The organism is Campylobacter massiliensis, from assembly GCF_014253065.1.
Taxonomy (GTDB): Bacteria; Campylobacterota; Campylobacteria; order Campylobacterales; family Campylobacteraceae; genus Campylobacter_A; species Campylobacter_A massiliensis.
Window position 1 is genome coordinate 372,319 of the sequence record NZ_JACLZK010000001.1, and the last position, 16,037, is coordinate 388,355.

8 protein-coding genes, 2 tRNA genes and 3 rRNA genes are annotated in these 16,037 nt (G+C 43.6%); 10 read left to right on the top strand and 3 right to left on the bottom strand.

Annotated features, from left to right (window positions below; genetic code table 11):
• Position 1 precedes the first annotated feature (1 nt).
• The gene (locus H7R39_RS11520; protein WP_185897711.1) at positions 2 to 2,458 is read right to left on the bottom strand and encodes an HD domain-containing protein; all 2,457 of its coding nucleotides are present in this window, start codon (positions 2,456 to 2,458) and stop codon (positions 2 to 4) included.
• Positions 2,459 to 2,569: 111 nt separating this feature from the next.
• Here H7R39_RS11520 and mqnE point away from each other — a divergent pair, with 111 nt between their 5' ends.
• The 10 genes from mqnE to rrf all read left to right on the top strand — a co-directional run bounded on the left by mqnE (position 2,570) and on the right by rrf (position 13,152).
• Positions 2,570 to 3,640, top strand: coding sequence for an aminofutalosine synthase MqnE (gene mqnE, locus H7R39_RS01780; RefSeq protein ID WP_185897712.1), 1,071 nt, complete (start codon positions 2,570 to 2,572; stop codon positions 3,638 to 3,640).
• Positions 3,641 to 3,650: 10 nt separating this feature from the next.
• Positions 3,651 to 4,943 carry an NCS2 family permease gene (locus H7R39_RS01785; protein WP_185897713.1) on the top strand — a complete coding sequence of 431 codons (1,293 nt, stop codon included), beginning with the start codon at positions 3,651 to 3,653 and terminating at the stop codon, positions 4,941 to 4,943.
• A gap of 9 nt (positions 4,944 to 4,952) precedes the next feature.
• Positions 4,953 to 5,393, top strand: coding sequence for a phosphoribosyltransferase (locus H7R39_RS01790; RefSeq protein ID WP_185897714.1), 441 nt, complete (start codon positions 4,953 to 4,955; stop codon positions 5,391 to 5,393).
• 15 nt (positions 5,394 to 5,408) lie between these two features.
• The gene (locus tag H7R39_RS01795; protein WP_185897715.1) at positions 5,409 to 6,608 is read left to right on the top strand and encodes a glycosyltransferase family 39 protein; all 1,200 of its coding nucleotides are present in this window, start codon (positions 5,409 to 5,411) and stop codon (positions 6,606 to 6,608) included.
• A 12-nt stretch (positions 6,609 to 6,620) separates the two neighbouring features.
• Positions 6,621 to 7,301 carry a prepilin-type N-terminal cleavage/methylation domain-containing protein gene (locus H7R39_RS01800; RefSeq protein ID WP_185897716.1) on the top strand — a complete coding sequence of 227 codons (681 nt, stop codon included), beginning with the start codon at positions 6,621 to 6,623 and terminating at the stop codon, positions 7,299 to 7,301.
• 381 nt (positions 7,302 to 7,682) lie between these two features.
• Positions 7,683 to 9,193, top strand: a 16S ribosomal RNA gene (locus H7R39_RS01805).
• Positions 9,194 to 9,312: 119 nt separating this feature from the next.
• Positions 9,313 to 9,389, top strand: a tRNA-Ile gene (locus tag H7R39_RS01810).
• Between the two features lie 12 nt (positions 9,390 to 9,401).
• Positions 9,402 to 9,477 (top strand) — tRNA-Ala (locus H7R39_RS01815).
• A 481-nt stretch (positions 9,478 to 9,958) separates the two neighbouring features.
• Positions 9,959 to 12,864: ribosomal RNA gene (locus H7R39_RS01820) — 23S ribosomal RNA — on the top strand.
• Positions 12,865 to 13,033: 169 nt separating this feature from the next.
• Positions 13,034 to 13,152, top strand: a 5S ribosomal RNA gene (gene rrf / locus H7R39_RS01825).
• Together the 16S, 23S and 5S rRNA genes with 2 tRNA genes alongside form the textbook arrangement of a ribosomal RNA operon.
• A 741-nt stretch (positions 13,153 to 13,893) precedes the next feature.
• Here the strand turns inward: rrf and H7R39_RS01830 are convergent.
• Both H7R39_RS01830 and H7R39_RS01835 read right to left on the bottom strand, forming a co-directional pair.
• Positions 13,894 to 14,997, bottom strand: a complete 1,104-nt coding sequence (locus H7R39_RS01830) for an autotransporter outer membrane beta-barrel domain-containing protein (RefSeq protein WP_185897717.1) — start codon at positions 14,995 to 14,997, stop codon at positions 13,894 to 13,896.
• 2 nt (positions 14,998 to 14,999) lie between these two features.
• On the bottom strand, positions 15,000 to 15,995 hold the full coding sequence (locus H7R39_RS01835) for a hypothetical protein (RefSeq protein ID WP_185897718.1): 996 nt from the start codon (positions 15,993 to 15,995) through the stop codon (positions 15,000 to 15,002).
• Positions 15,996 to 16,037 lie beyond the last annotated feature (42 nt).

Below are 16,037 nucleotides of genomic sequence, written 5' to 3' on the forward strand. Positions count from 1 at the left end.
TTTACTCGCTTTCTAATAATTTTAAAATTTCGCCCAAATCCACGCCCTCGCGCTTTTGGATAAGCAGCAAATTTCGCGTCCTGTTTTTTACGGTTTGGATTCTAGCGTTGGCTATTTTTACATCAAATTCCTTAAAAACTCCCAATACGTAAGCCATCAGCCCGCGCTGATCTTTCGCGTTTATGCCAAGCTTCGCGTACTCTTGTGAGTGATTCGGGTCGAAATTTAGCTCGCCTTTTAGTATTATCGGGCGATTTATCTGCGCCGAGGCTCCGCTTTTTAGCGAGATCTCGATGAGGTTTTTTAAGGTTTCCAGCTCGCTTGATTTTACGTTTTTGTTAAACTCTAGCTTGACGTAAAATTTACCGTCAAACAGCTCGAAAATCTCCATAAATCCAAGATCAAGGTGCGCCAAAGACGAGAGCAAAACCGCTAAATTCGGGTAGTTTTGCGCATAAATTTCGATGCTTAGGCTTTGATGATTTTGTACCTGCACGCTTAGTTTATCCGCGTTTTGCGCGGCCCAGGCGATGCTGATGATGTCTGCTGGTTGGTATTTAGCGAAGAGTAAATTTGATCTGATAGCGAAGATTTTTTCTTTCAAATTTTCGCTTAAGGCCGCAAATTTAGCGTTTCGCCTGATACTAAGCTCCTTTTTTACGCGCCTTGAAGCTTCATCAAGCAGATTTTCATCCTCGAAGCTTTGCAGGCAAATGCCGTAAAGCTCGCGCAAAAGCCGCGCCAGATAGGGCGTATAGAGCTTTTCGTCGGTCGCGTTTATCACGCAATAAGCGACGATGTAGGCGAGTTTTAGGGTTTGCGGATCGCCTAGTTTTGAGATAAAGCTAAAAATCGTGCGCTGATCGTAGATGTCCTCGCGGTTTGCCACGTCGTTCATCAGCGTGTGGTAGCGCACGAGCGTAACGCCGATATTTACGGCTTTTGCGCTCAAATTTAGCTTTGCGGCGTAGGCGCGAAATATATTTGAGCCAACGACCGAGTGATCGCCGCCTAGACCCTTGCCCGCGTCATGCAGCAGCAATGCTAGCTTTAGTAGCGTGCGCCCCTCGATACAAAGCTCGTCGTAGAGCGATTTTACGAATTTATCTTTGATATTTTCGGCAAATTTGACGCTTAAAACGCAGTGTTCGCCGACGCTAAATTTATGATAGCCGTCAAATTCGGCCAAATTTACGGCGTGTTCGAGCGGTTTAACCAAAACGGGCAAAATCTCCGCGTCCAAAAGCGCTTTGATAATGCAGTGAGCGTGGTTTCGCATCAAAATTTTTCTAAAAAGTGCGAGCGAGTCCTCGGCGTCCTCTTTGCTGATTTGCGCGCGTTTTAGGTAAAAGATCGTCCCGACGTCAAATTTATACTCCGCATCGCCAAGAGCCAAAAGCTGCTTTAGCACGGTATTTAGCGGCCTAGGGCGGACGTGTAGCGGGACGTAAATCGTATTTTCAAACCTATAAAATCCGTTTTTTAGCCGCGCGGCTCGTAGCTGGCTAAATTTAACCCCGCTTTTAAATTTGCTCCTATAAAAGCTAGAAACCAGATAGCGCGAGAAAACGGCGACCGAGTGCATGCAGTAAAAGAGCTTTTGCGAGATGACGCTACTGTTTTCTTGCGTTTTTTTGGACTTGGTTTGCATGAGCACGGTGATCTCGTTTAGCTTGGCGGGATCGAAAATGTCGGAGTCGGAGGTTAAATTTTGTGCCGATTTTACGCAAAGGATAAAATCAGTTGCCAAATTTAGCGCGCTAAGCTCCTTTTCGTCGATAAATTTTAGAGCCTGCGAGCGCATGCTGATCTCGTTTTCAAAGCCGTTTAGAGCGCAGTTTAGGTAGTAGATGTCGTTCGTGCCGCCAAGGTCGTTTTTTAGATCGGGCTCTTGCCTAATATTTGGGATCTCGTTAAAAGCGCCCAAATTTTTGGCGTAAAATTTAAGATTTTCCTGTGCGTTAAACTCGCGAGTTTTATAAATCTCCGAGCGAGCGGCCTTATAAAGAGTCCGCGAGCCGCAGATATAGCGGATGCGGCTAAACGCGGCCTTTGCTTTGTGATCGTTTTTGTGCGATTCGAAAATCTCGTCCAGCTCGCAAATTTTGATATTTAGCTTTAAATTTGAGCCCTCCAGCGCGGCGACTAGCTTTTTTAGGATAAATTTGACGTTAAAGCCCGCGTTTTCTTTAAAGGCGATTAAAATTTCTAAAACCGAACTGGTGGAGATGAGGTTGTCTGCGTATTTTTCGGTAGCGATGACGCAAAACGGTATAAAATCGACGTCTGGGTTAAAGTCCGCGAAAATCTCGTCCAAAACCCGCGCGCACAGAGCTTTTATTAGCTCGTCGCTTTGCTTTGCAATGAAATTTGCAAAGCCCTTGCCTTGAAGCTTTTTTAGCTGCGAGGCTAAATTCGCGCCTCCTAAAACGCCGTTTAAATTTCCTTTTAAAGCCACTTTTTACCGCCGTCTTTTTGTGTAAATTTTATCCGATGATACTAAAATTTTGCAAAAACAAAGCTTTTTTAACATATAATCGCCGTTTAATATCTATTTTCGGAATAAAATTTGATAAATTTAATAGAAAAACTCCAAAGCGGCGAACGTCTGGACGCGGACGAATGCGCCGGCTTGTACGACCTAGACCTTTTTACGCTGGGTAAATTTGCAAACGCCAAACGGCGAAAACTGCACGGCAAAAAGGTATTTTTTAACGTAAATCGCCACATAAACCCAACCAACATCTGTGCGGACGTGTGTAAATTTTGCGCGTTTTCGGCAAACCGCAAAAACCCAAACCCATACACGATGAGCCACGAGGAAATACTAAAAATCGTCGAAAAAAGCGTCGCTCACGGCGCAAAAGAGATACATATCGTCTCGGCGCATAATCCCGAAACTTCGTGGCAGTGGTATTTGGAAATTTTTAAAAAAATAAAAGAAAAATACCCGCAAATCCACGTCAAAGCGCTAACTGCCGCGGAGGTTGATTTCCTCTCGCGAAAACACGGCCTTAGCTATGAAGAAGTCGTAGGAAAGATGCTCGAATACGGCGTGGACTCAATGCCTGGCGGCGGAGCGGAGATCTTTGACGAAGAGGTCAGGCGTAAAATCTGCAAAGGCAAGGTGAGCTCCGAAAACTGGCTCAAAATCCACCGCCTTTGGCATGAAAAAGGTAGAGAAAGCAACGCCACGATGCTGTTTGGCCACGTAGAAAGCAGGCAAAATCGCATCGACCATATGCTGCGAATCCGCGATTTGCAGGACAAAACTGGCGGATTTAACGCCTTTATCCCGCTAGTTTATCAGCGCGACAACAACTATCTAAAAGTAGAAAACTATCCCGGCTCGGCCGAAATTTTAAAGACTTTTGCGATCTCGCGTCTGGTGCTCGATAACGTCGCGCACATAAAGGCGTACTGGGCGACCTCGACGATAAATTTGGCCATGGTCGCGCAGGAATTCGGCGCCGACGATCTAGACGGCACGATAGAAAAAGAGAGCATTCAAAGCGCGGCCGGAGCGAAGTCGGCAAGCGGTATGAGTCTTAGAAATTTTACCGATCTCATTCAGACTTCGGGCTTTGTCCCGGTCGAGCGAGATAGCTTGTATAACGAACTAAAAATTTACGATAACTAAGGAGGCGGAATTGGATTTTTTTAAACTCAAGCAAAACGGCACTAGCGTAAAGACCGAGTTTAGCGCGGGACTCACGACCTTTTTAACGATGATGTATATCGTGCCCGTAAACGCGATAATCATGAGCAAAACGGGTATGCCGATGGACGCGCTCATCACGGCTACGGCGCTTATCACCGTGATCGCTACCGTGCTAAACGGTATATGGGCGAACACGCCTGTGGCTATGAGCGTGGGAATGGGCTTAAACGCGTACTTTACCTTTGGTCTCGTGCTAGGTATGCAAATACCGTGGCAGACCGCTCTGGGCGTGGTTTTCATCTCGGGTATAATTTTCGTAGTGCTATCTTTTACGAATTTTAGAATTTGGGTCTTAAAATCTATCCCGGACGACGTTAGACGCTCGATAAGCGCGGGCATAGGCGCCTTTATCGCCTTCGTCGGGCTTCAGCAAATGGGCGTAGTCGTAAACAACGACGCCGTACTGGTCGGGCTTGGAAATTTAAAAGATCCAAACGTTATTTTGGGCTTTGTGGGGCTGTTTTTCGTTATACTTTTTTGGGCATGGAAGGTTAAGGGCGCCTTCATCATCGCGGTATTTACGACCTCGGTAGTCGCTTGGATTTTCGGTATCGCGCCGTATCCGAAGGAGTTTATCTCGCTACCGGCTTCGATCTCGCCGATATTTTTAGAGCTTGACATCATGGGCGCGCTATCTTTTGCGCTGCTTCCTGTGATCGTTACATTTTTCGTGACCGATCTTTTCGACTCTATCGGTACGCTAGCGGGAGTGGGAAATAGAGCGGGGATCTTTGACGAGAGCAATCAAAAAGGCGTCGAAAAACTAGAAAAAACCCTCGAAGCCGACGCAGTAGCCACTATGGTCGGCTCGCTAGTCGGCGTTAGTACGACGACGTCGTTTGCCGAGAGCGCTAGCGGCGTAGAGGAGGGCGGCAAGACGGGACTAACGGCGGTATTTTGCGGACTATTTTTCGTGCTTACGATTTTTATGTTGCCGCTTTTTAAAGCTATCCCCTCAAGCGCGATATATCCGATACTCGTGATGGTGGGCGTGCTGATGTTTAGCGAGCTTGGAAATATAAATTTTAAAGATCCCGCTATCGCCATCTCGACATTTTTGATAGTTATTTTGATGCCGCTTACATATTCGATCACAACGGGACTTTCGTTTGGATTTATGGCGTATTTGCTGGTTCGTATCATGAGACGCGAGTGGGAATACGTAAATATCGGCGTTATCGTGCTTGCGCTTATTAGTTTTATAGTATTTTTAGTGCATTAAGGAGAAAGTATGCTAAAGTATCCGTTTGAGGAATTTCACAAAGACGTAAAAATAATGGTACGAGATATCAAAGCAAATTTCGAGCCCGAGGTAATTTTAGCGATCGCCCGCGGCGGGCTTACTTTGGGGCACTTTTTAGCGAGCTTGCTAAATAACCGAAATCTTTTTACGTTAAACTCAATCCACTACGAAGAGACCAAAAAGCTCGATACTATCGATATCTTTAACATCCCTGATCTATCTAAATTTAAAAAAATTTTGGTAGTAGACGATATGATCGACACGGGCGAGAGTATGGTAGCTATCAAGCAAGAGCTTTTAAAGCGCTTCCCGCATATCGAGCTAAAGATCGCGACTATCTTTTATAAACGAAAAGCGCTTTTACTGCCCGACTTTACGGTAAGAGAAGCGCACGAGTGGATAGAGTTTTTCTGGGAAGAGCAAATTTAAGCCCAAAATTTAGCCATGTTGCGCTCGGAAACGTTCTTACTTTTTATCATCTGCCTTATTGATTTTTGCTTTTTGTCGTATGCGATTAGTACGCTTAGCATTAGCTACTACGAGGCGGATGCGTTTTATAATTCGCCTAAAATTTCAGCCATTTTGGCTAGATTTTCGGTTGAGGTTTTTGGGCAAAACGACTATGCTTTGCGCCTTCCTTTCGTTATTTGCCATATTTTTAGCGTCGCGCTGCTTTATAAGGTATCAAAGCAAATTTTAAAACGTAAATTTGACCGAGTAGTAAGCGCAGTCGTGTTTATATTGCTTCCTGCGACGATGGCGTCGGCGATCTTGGTAAACGACGCCGGCATCATAATCGCGCTTTCGCTTTTAAGTATTTATCTTTATCAACTACGCAAAATGCTAGCCTTTTACGCGCTTTTATGCGTGTTGCCTTTTGTTAGCGGCGCATTTTTGGTTTATTTTTCGGCTATTTTTGCATTCGGCGTTTATAGGCGCGACGCTAGGATGGCGTGGGTTGCGGCGCTGCTTTTTGCGCTTTGCTTTTACTTTTACGGATTTGACTCGGGCGGCAAGCCTAGAGGCCATTTGCTTGATACCGTGAGTATTTTTGCCGCCGCATTTTCGCCTTTTGTTTTCGTCTATTTTGTATATGCGATGTATAGAATTTGGATAAAAGAGGCTAAAAATTTACTCTGGTTCGTCTGCATAACGGCATTTTTGTTTTGCTTGTTTTTGTCGATCAGGCAGCGCCTGGAGCTCGAAAACTACTTACCTTTTTGCGTTATTTCCGTGCCGATTTTGATTCGAGTATTTTTTAGTTCGTACCGCGTGAGGCTACCGATGTTTAGACGCGGATATAAAATTTTAGCTTCTTTTGCGGCGGCTTCTTTGCTAGTCGGATTTTTGTTCGTACTTTTTAACGAGATGCTTTACGGCATACTAAAAGACCCGACCAAGCATTTTGTTTACAGATATCATGTAGCAAAAGAGCTTGCAAAAGAGCTAAAAAATGAAGGCGTAGAAAAAATTTTCACGGGTGATAAAAAGCTAGATTTGAGACTTAAATTTTACGGCATAGATGCGCGTCCGGACGCAAATTTACGACTAGCAAATTTGGACTTAAAAGATAATTATGGTAATATAGCGGTCTATAAATTCGGCGTAAAAATCGCAAATTTTAAAATTATAAAAGATGATTAGAGGATAAATTTGATGAAAAAAGCTTTTACTATGCTAGAGCTTGTCGTTGTGATCGTGGTAATAGGAATAATAGCCGCCGCTGCGCTACCGAGAATAAACGACGATCATATCGCAGAGGCTGCTGACCAAGTGATGTCGCATATCCGTTATACTCAGCACCTAGCTATGCAGGATAGTAAAGTGGGTGACGGAGACAAATGGTATAAGAAGAGATGGAGTATAGGCTTTACTGAGGCGAAGGTTTGCGGTGATGCTAAAGGTAATTGGAAATATACTATTTATTTTGATGATAGCGAAAAGGGCAACCCAAATTCTGCAAAAGAAGTAGCTAAAGATCCTCAAAATCCGAGTAAATTTATGAGCGCTGGCTGGAGTGGTGGCGATACTTATTGTGATCGAGTTAGTAGTAAATTTAACCTAACAAAAAAATTTGGAATAGTTGCTGGAAATGATGGCATAAAACTTGGTGAAGAATGTGGAAAAAACGGTTTGCAAACGATTTCATTTGATGAATTTGGTAGACCTATGCAAAGCGTGAGCACTACTAGTGGTGGTGGAGCAAAAAGTGGCTATGATAGATTAATTCATGGCGATGAAAGCTGCACAATAACTTTAAAAACAGCCAAAAAACAAGCAGTAATCACGGTGTCGCCTGAGACTGGGTATCTTCAAGTTGCATATTCCGATAGATAAATTTTTATTATCTATCTTATTCTTCAGTATTTTTTAAGCATCCTATCTGTATAATTCGAGCTCACGAATTGAGAAACCACCTTTAACTTTCACGTTAATAAAGCCTTTTCTTTTAATATCGTAAGTTTTAATTTTGAGTTAAATAAACCATTCTCTAATTTTTGAGAATCTTGAATTTGACTTTTAAATTATGTTTTCTAAAATTAACACTGTTAAACTAATTAGTCAATCTTTGAAATCTAAACAAGTGATCGATTGAGCCAATCTTTTATCAGGCTTTCCCTGGAAAGTAGATATAAAGATAAAACTAATTAATAAAATTAAAGTTTTTTGATTAAAACTTCATATTAAATCCTAAGATATTTTATTTTAGGTAAATTTTATATGGAGAGTTTGATCCTGGCTCAGAGTGAACGCTGGCGGCGTGCCTAATACATGCAAGTCGAACGGAGATTAAGTAGCTTGCTATTTAATCTTAGTGGCGCACGGGTGAGTAATATATAGCTAACTTGCCCATTACTAAGGGACAACAGTTGGAAACGACTGCTAATACCTTATACTCCGTATCTATATAAGTAGGTACGGGAAAGTTTTTCGGTAATGGATAGGGCTATATCGTATCAGCTAGTTGGTAAGGTAACGGCTTACCAAGGCTATGACGCGTAACTGGTCTGAGAGGATGATCAGTCACACTGGAACTGAGACACGGTCCAGACTCCTACGGGAGGCAGCAGTAGGGAATATTGCTCAATGGGGGAAACCCTGAAGCAGCAACGCCGCGTGGAGGATGACACTTTTCGGAGCGTAAACTCCTTTTCTTGGGAAAGAATTATGACGGTACCCAAGGAATAAGCACCGGCTAACTCCGTGCCAGCAGCCGCGGTAATACGGAGGGTGCAAGCGTTACTCGGAATCACTGGGCGTAAAGGACGCGTAGGCGGATTATCAAGTCTCTTGTGAAATCTAACGGCTTAACCGTTAAACTGCTTGGGAAACTGATAATCTAGAGTAAGGGAGAGGCAGATGGAATTCTTGGTGTAGGGGTAAAATCCGTAGAGATCAAGAAGAATACCCATTGCGAAAGCGATCTGCTGGAACTTAACTGACGCTAATGCGTGAAAGCGTGGGGAGCAAACAGGATTAGATACCCTGGTAGTCCACGCCCTAAACGATGTATACTAGTTGTTGCTTCGCTAGTCGAGGCAGTAATGCACCTAACGGATTAAGTATACCGCCTGGGGAGTACGGTCGCAAGATTAAAACTCAAAGGAATAGACGGGGACCCGCACAAGCGGTGGAGCATGTGGTTTAATTCGAAGATACGCGAAGAACCTTACCCGGACTTGATATCTAACAAATCATCCAGAGATGGAAGAGTGTCTGCTTGCAGAAATGTTAAGACAGGTGCTGCACGGCTGTCGTCAGCTCGTGTCGTGAGATGTTGGGTTAAGTCCCGCAACGAGCGCAACCCACGTCATTAGTTGCTAACGGTTCGGCCGAGCACTCTAATGAGACTGCCTTCGCAAGGAGGAGGAAGGTGTGGACGACGTCAAGTCATCATGGCCCTTATGTCCGGGGCGACACACGTGCTACAATGGCGTATACAATGAGACGCAATATCGCGAGATGGAGCAAATCTATAAAATACGTCCCAGTTCGGATTGGAGTCTGCAACTCGACTCCATGAAGCCGGAATCGCTAGTAATCGTAGATCAGCCATGCTACGGTGAATACGTTCCCGGGTCTTGTACTCACCGCCCGTCACACCATGGGAGTTGATTTCACTCGAAGCCCAAATACCAAACCGGTTATGGTCCACAGTGGAATCAGCGACTGGGGTGAAGTCGTAACAAGGTAACCGTAGGAGAACCTGCGGTTGGATCACCTCCTTTCTAGAGTACAACGAATATTCTCTCACAAGATATTCGTCAAAGGAAAATTTAGGTTATCGTTATAGATAATCTACTCAATCGACCTTGTTTAGTTTTGAAAGATTGACGCAAACCTATAGGGGCCTATAGCTCAGCTGGTTAGAGTGCACCCCTGATAAGGGTGAGGTCACAAGTTCAAGTCTTGTTAGGCCCACCAGAGAATTTAATTGGGGAATTAGCTCAGCTGGGAGAGCGCCTGCTTTGCACGCAGGAGGTCAGCGGTTCGATCCCGCTATTCTCCACCATAATTAGTTTAACATCAAAAAAGTCTAAACTAAGTATTTTTATTAAGTATTTAGTTTAGACTTTGTCGAAATAGACTCTTTATTTTTACGGCGCTTTCGAAAGAAGCGGTGTGCTTTAGGGGTTTCCAAAGGGCTTTGCCCTTGGTCGCAAAGACTAGCTTTACTAGTCTGCGAAGTCTAAACGTTATTTAGTTTATTATTGTTAAAAGTCACAATCAAGTTTTAATAAATAAAACAATTTTACAGGACTTGTTAAAGATTTAAAGATCTTGCTTATTTGCTTAATGCAGAAGTTTGACGTCACAAGATATCATAGGATTTAAAACTTACCTAGATATTAGTCAATGCTTTCCGTCTTAAAAGCTAGAGATTTAAATTTCGTAATAGATCTAAATTTGAGGCTTCGTTATGAAATCTTAAATTTATGAGTTACCTTTAACAAGGAAGTGATGCGAATTAGAATATATTATATACTAATAAAAGGTAAGCTACTAAGAGTAAGTGGTGGATGCCTTGGCTAGTAGAGGCGATGAAAGACGTGCCAGGCTGCGATAAGTCTCGGGGAGCCGTCAAGGGGCTTTGATCCGGGAATTTCTGAATGGGGCAACCCAGTTAAGCGCGAGCTTAACTACCTAATATGGAGCGAACGAGGGGAATTGAAACATCTTAGTACCCTCAGGAAAAGAAATCAAAAGAGATTACGCTAGTAGCGGCGAGCGAACGCGTAAGAGGGCAAACCGTTAGTTTACTAACGGGGTTGTAGGACTGCGATATAGACTAAACTTAGCTAATAGAATAATCTGGAAAGATTAAGCATAGAGGGTGATACTCCCGTATATGAAAGCTTTGTTTTACTTAGCAGTATCCTGAGTAGGGCGGAACACGTGATATTCTGTCTGAAGCCGGGTCGACCACGATCCAACCCTAAATACTACTACTAGACCGATAGCGCACAAGTACCGTGAGGGAAAGGTGAAAAGAACTGAGGTGATCAGAGTGAAATAGAACCTGAAACCATTTACTTACAATCATTCAGAGCACGATTCTTTATGACGTGTGATGGACTGCCTTTTGCATAATGAGCCTGCGAGTTGTGGTGTCTGGCGAGGTTAAGGAAACCCGGAGCCGTAGCGAAAGCGAGTCTTAATAGGGCGTTTAGTCAGATGCTGCAGACCCGAAACGATGTGATCTATCCATGAGCAGGTTGAAGCCGGTGTAAGAGCCGGTGGAGGACCCAACCCGCTGGCGTTGAAAAGCCATGGGATGACTTGTGGATAGGGGTGAAAGGTCAATCAAACATCGTGATAGCTGGTTCTCTCCGAAATATATTTAGGTATAGCGTCATGTAGTAACACTGGGGGGTAGAGCACTGAATGGGCTAGGGCATACACCAATGTACCAAACCCTATCAAACTCCGAATACCTAGTGTGTAATCATGGCAGTCAGGCGGCGAGTGATAAAATCCGTCGTCGAGAGGGGAACAACCCAGACTAACAGCTAAGGTCCCTAAATCTCATTTAAGTGGAAAACGATGTGGAGTTACTTAAACAACCAGGAGGTTGGCTTAGAAGCAGCCATCCTTTAAAGAAAGCGTAATAGCTCACTGGTCTAGTGATTCTGCGCGGAAAATATAACGGGGCTAAAATGAGTACCGAAGCTTTAGACTTAGTTTTACTAAGTGGTAGGAGAGCGTTGCATTCAGCGTCGAAGGTGTACCGGTAAGGAGCGCTGGAGCGAATGCAAGTGAGCATGCAGGCATGAGTAGCGATAATTGGGGTGAGAATCCCCAACGCCGTAAACCCAAGGTTTCCTACGCGATGCTCGTCATCGTAGGGTTAGCCGGGTCCTAAGCAAAGTCCGAAAGGGGTATGCGATGGAAAATTGGTTAATATTCCAATGCCAACTATAATGTGCGATGGAAGGACGCTTAGAGTTAAGCAAGCTAGCGGATGGTAGTGCTAGTCGAAAGGTGTAGGTTAAGATCCAGGCAAATCCGGATTTTTTTAAGCCGAGACCCCACAGGCGTTTGAAGTTCTTCGGAATGGATAGCGAATTGCTGATACTGTCGAGCCAAGAAAAGTTTCTAAGTTTAGTTATAGTTGCCCGTACCGTAAACCGACACAGGTGGGTGGGATGAGTATTCTAAGGCGCGTGGAAGAACTCTCTTCAAGGAACTCTGCAAAATAGCACCGTATCTTCGGTATAAGGTGTGCCTAACTTTGTGAAGGATTTACTCCGTAAGCATTGAAGGTTACAACAAAGAGTCCCTCCCGACTGTTTACCAAAAACACAGCACTCTGCTAACTCGTAAGAGGATGTATAGGGTGTGACGCCTGCCCGGTGCTCGAAGGTTAATTGATGACGTTAGCTCTGCGAAGCGTTTGATCGAAGCCCGAGTAAACGGCGGCCGTAACTATAACGGTCCTAAGGTAGCGAAATTCCTTGTCGATTAAATATCGACCTGCATGAATGGCGTAACGAGATGGGAGCTGTCTCGAAGAGGGATCCAGTGAAATTGTAGTGGAGGTGAAAATTCCTCCTACCCGCGGCAAGACGGAAAGACCCCGTGGACCTTTACTACAGCTTGACACTGCTATTGGGATAAAAATGTGCAGGATAGGTGGGAGGCTTTGATCCATATACGCCAGTTTATGGTGAGCCGTTGTTGAGATACCACTCTTTTTTATTCTGATAGCTAACTAGCTTGAGTTATCCTCAAGTAGGACAATGTCTGGTGGGTAGTTTGACTGGGGCGGTCGCCTCCCAAAATGTAACGGAGGCTTACAAAGGTTGGCTCAGAACGGTTGGAAATCGTTCGCAGAGTATAAAGGCAAAAGCCAGCTTAACTGCGAGACATACACGTCAAGCAGGGACGAAAGTCGGTCTTAGTGATCCGGTGGTTCTGTGTGGAAGGGCCATCGCTCAAAGGATAAAAGGTACCCCGGGGATAACAGGCTGATCTCCCCCAAGAGCTCACATCGACGGGGAGGTTTGGCACCTCGATGTCGGCTCATCGCATCCTGGGGCTGGAGCAGGTCCCAAGGGTATGGCTGTTCGCCATTTAAAGCGGTACGCGAGCTGGGTTCAGAACGTCGTGAGACAGTTCGGTCCCTATCTGCCGTGGGCGCAAGAAGATTGAGGAGAGTTGACCCTAGTACGAGAGGACCGGGTTGAACCGACCACTGGTGTACCAGTTATCCTGCCAAGGGTAGCGCTGGGTAGCTATGTCGGGATGTGATAACCGCTGAAAGCATCTAAGCAGGAAGCCAACTCCAAGATGAATCTTCTTTTAAGAGCTCTTATAGACTATAAGTTTGATAGGCTGGGTGTGTAATGGATGAAAGTCCTTTAGCTGACCAGTACTAATAGCTCGTCTGCTTATCTTTTAATAAGCATCACTTCCTTGTTAAGGGTAATTTTATTTCGAAAATCCGAAATAAAATATCTAATCTATACCTTATCAAGATCTTGTTTTAGTTAAAATGAGATTTGACTTTTAACAATTAAATAGCAGTGTTAAAGAAGTAAATTAATATAGTTTATTTCTTTAACACTGCCCGTGACTATACAGACGAGGAAACGCCTTGCTCCATCTCGAACCAAGAAGCTAAGCTCGTCCTGGCTGATGATACTCTCCCTTACTGGGATGTCGGGAAAGTAGGTCGTTGCGGGCTTTGTTTTTTATTCTTTTATACTATTTACTCCCTTGTTTTACACTCTGTATTCTTTAGTTTGTTTGTCTTGTAATATGTTGTCTGTTCTTGAAGATCTGTTTGTGGACTGATGAATTTATAGTTAGCTTTATATTTTTGTGGATAGTTTTTTGCCTCTAGCTCTTGATTGTTTTAAAATATGCCTTATGTGCCGATCAATGTTTGCTTTATATCTTGCGGTATGCGGTTTGGGTGCTTGATTGGCGATTGAATAGATTGAGTTGTTATTGGGCTAAGTTCATGTCTTTAATATAGAGGTAAATCGGTAAATTTGGGGAGTTGTGTTGATTGGTTTGCTTAACTCGAAAACGATTAGTGTGTTGTTTTGCTTGGATGCTACTTTTTAATAATTGCAGTAAGACTGTTTTTGTTTATTGTTCTTTGGGTTAATGGCAATATGAAAAAGCCGCTATTAAAGTGTAAGTATTTTAACAAGTGTAAAAGTCTAAAAAAGGAAGATGTTGGGTTGAGAAAATTAAGGTATTATTATGTGTCTAGCGTATGAGAATTCATAAGGTTTTTTAAAAAGCCTTTGTTATAGGGAGTCGCAAATTGATGCCGAGGCTAGTAGTTTGTGGTTTTTAATGCAACTTGCATATAATAAATAAAAAGCATTTAGTTAAATTTGCCAACATAAAGCCCGAATCTGTTAAATGTAAATTTAAAAGATTCGGTTGATAAAATTAATGATTTTATATCAAACTAAAATCTCCACTCGGCTCCTATTCCGCCATTAAAGCCTCTTTTCTTTTCTGCCATACCCTGCAAGTTAAAGTCTAGCTTTATATTATTAGCGGTATTGAGTTTGGCTCCAAACTCTGTGCTATAGGTATTTCCTTTTATACTTGGACTCGCTATTGCTGCATTATGGGTGAGATTGTGTCCTTTAGCCTCTCCTTTAAATTCTCTTTCGTAGCTAGCGCCGGCGTAGACATCAAGCTTTTCACTTAGAGTATAATTGTACCTAAAGCCCAGTTTGCCCAGTAACGATACGGTAGAGTCTAAAAGAAATTTATCTCCCACTACTTCCACCTCTTTTTTGCCTAGTTTATTTAAAAGTACTTTAGAGTACATATCTATGTTTGATGCATCATTTATATTTATTATCTTGCCTAGACCTAGGTGGGCCGAATAGTAACCTCTCGTAGCTTCATACTTAGCCGTAGTGATTGCGGGCATATCACTTTCGTAGTCGCTTTTTATCTCGCCTGCTTTAAAGCCTGAGCTTATATAAAAGCTATTAGGCAGGTTAAACTTAGCAATTATACCAAGACCTATGTATTTAAATTTACCGCTGCCCCTTACGTCTATTTTGTCAAAGTCGTTAAAGCTATCATATTTACCGCCGCCAAACTCTACAAATGCTCCGGCTTTGTTTTCTTCAAATTCTTTAGCGAGACCGACGGCGGCGTTAAAGCTTTTTAGATCGACGTGAGAGCCTGATTTGAGTCTGGTGCTAGATGCGATTGTGGAGGCAAAGACCCCGTTGCCATCTGTTTGAAGACTCATGGACGATGTTAAATCAGAACTTGATAGCAGTATGCCAAACTCGCCAATCATAGTTTCTAATATATTTTTAGGGTATGGAAGCAGGAGCGGTCCGCCTCTTTCGTCATTTTTTACTACTGCAAAAAGCTTTTTATTGGCTCCATCGTCTTTTTTTAGTTCAAATTGATATAGTGCAGAAATCCCGGCCTGCAATTGTCCCGTTTGGTTACTCATATCGGTTGGATACGTTACGTCGCCATTTGTTGCTTCTATTAGAGTTAGTTTGTCTGCGCCGTTAAGTACCCCGCCGTTCATCATGCCTACGATTTTGCTAGATTGGGCGCATACTCTAAGGCAAGCATCTTGTCTGTAGCTGGCGCAAACCCTACCGGTATGTAGAAATTTAGAAACTCAAAGTTATAAATAGCACTTGCTTTGATATTTTTCTCTCTTACGTTTATGGTGTTGCTGGTGAAGTAATCTTGTGTTGCATCGCTAGTAAAGCCGCCCCAAATTTGAATACCAGACAAGTCAAGTCCGCGTGCATTTAAATTTACAATGTTATTTGCGGTAGAGCCGTCTCTGGACTTTCCTGCAAACATATCCGCAGGTCCTTCAAATGTTCCTCCGTTTAAATTTAGCGTATTACCCGCGGCGGAGCCCTTTGTGGACTCTCCTGCTATGATTTGAGGCTCTTTAAATAAATATTCCGCCGTTTCGTTTATGGTTACCGTATTGTTTGTGGCGTCAAGCAAACTAAGACCGACCCTTCCTCCTATTATAGGACTTCCTGGTTTAAAAGTTCCGCCGTTTATAGTTACTTTGTTGGCTTTTGCTTCGCCTTTGTTACTGATCCCTCCGTAGATGCCAATCTTTGCCTCAAGCGCATCTGCATCTACATCCACTTCATTGCCCTTGGCGCTTCCTTCTTGACTCTCTCCGCCAACGATCCTAGAGCCGTCTTTTATGCCGGATTCTTTGCGTATGGACACGACATTGTATTCGACATTTCCGCCGATACTATGTCCTCCATAGATTTGCGCCGATTGCTTAAATTCGGCTCCTTTGTCTATATCTACGATATTGTCTGCCGCATCGTTCCTGAAGCTTCGTCCGCCGTAAATTTCGGGCCCTTCAAAAACCCCTCCGCTGATTAAAATTTTATTCCCTTCCGCAGCTACAAGTCCTCTGCCGCCATAGACTGCTTGTTTGATTTTGCCGCCGCTGATATTAAGGGTATTATAGATAGCAACTTGTCTTTCGGAATACCCTCCGTAAAGGAAATGAACTGGGTCGCAATAGTCTCGAAAATCCAAAGTGTTGTTTGAGGCGGCTGATAAATCGCTATATCCTCCGGC

Excerpts from the sequence above, each read along its gene's own strand:
- H7R39_RS01790 (WP_185897714.1), top strand. The coding sequence starts at position 4,953 with ATGCTAAAGTATCCGTTTGAGGAATTTCACAAAGACGTAAAAATAATG.
- H7R39_RS01795 (WP_185897715.1), top strand. The coding sequence starts at position 5,409 with ATGTTGCGCTCGGAAACGTTCTTACTTTTTATCATCTGCCTTATTGAT.
- H7R39_RS01800 (WP_185897716.1), top strand. The coding sequence starts at position 6,621 with ATGAAAAAAGCTTTTACTATGCTAGAGCTTGTCGTTGTGATCGTGGTA.
- H7R39_RS01830 (WP_185897717.1), bottom strand. The coding sequence starts at position 14,997 with ATGATGAACGGCGGGGTACTTAACGGCGCAGACAAACTAACTCTAATA.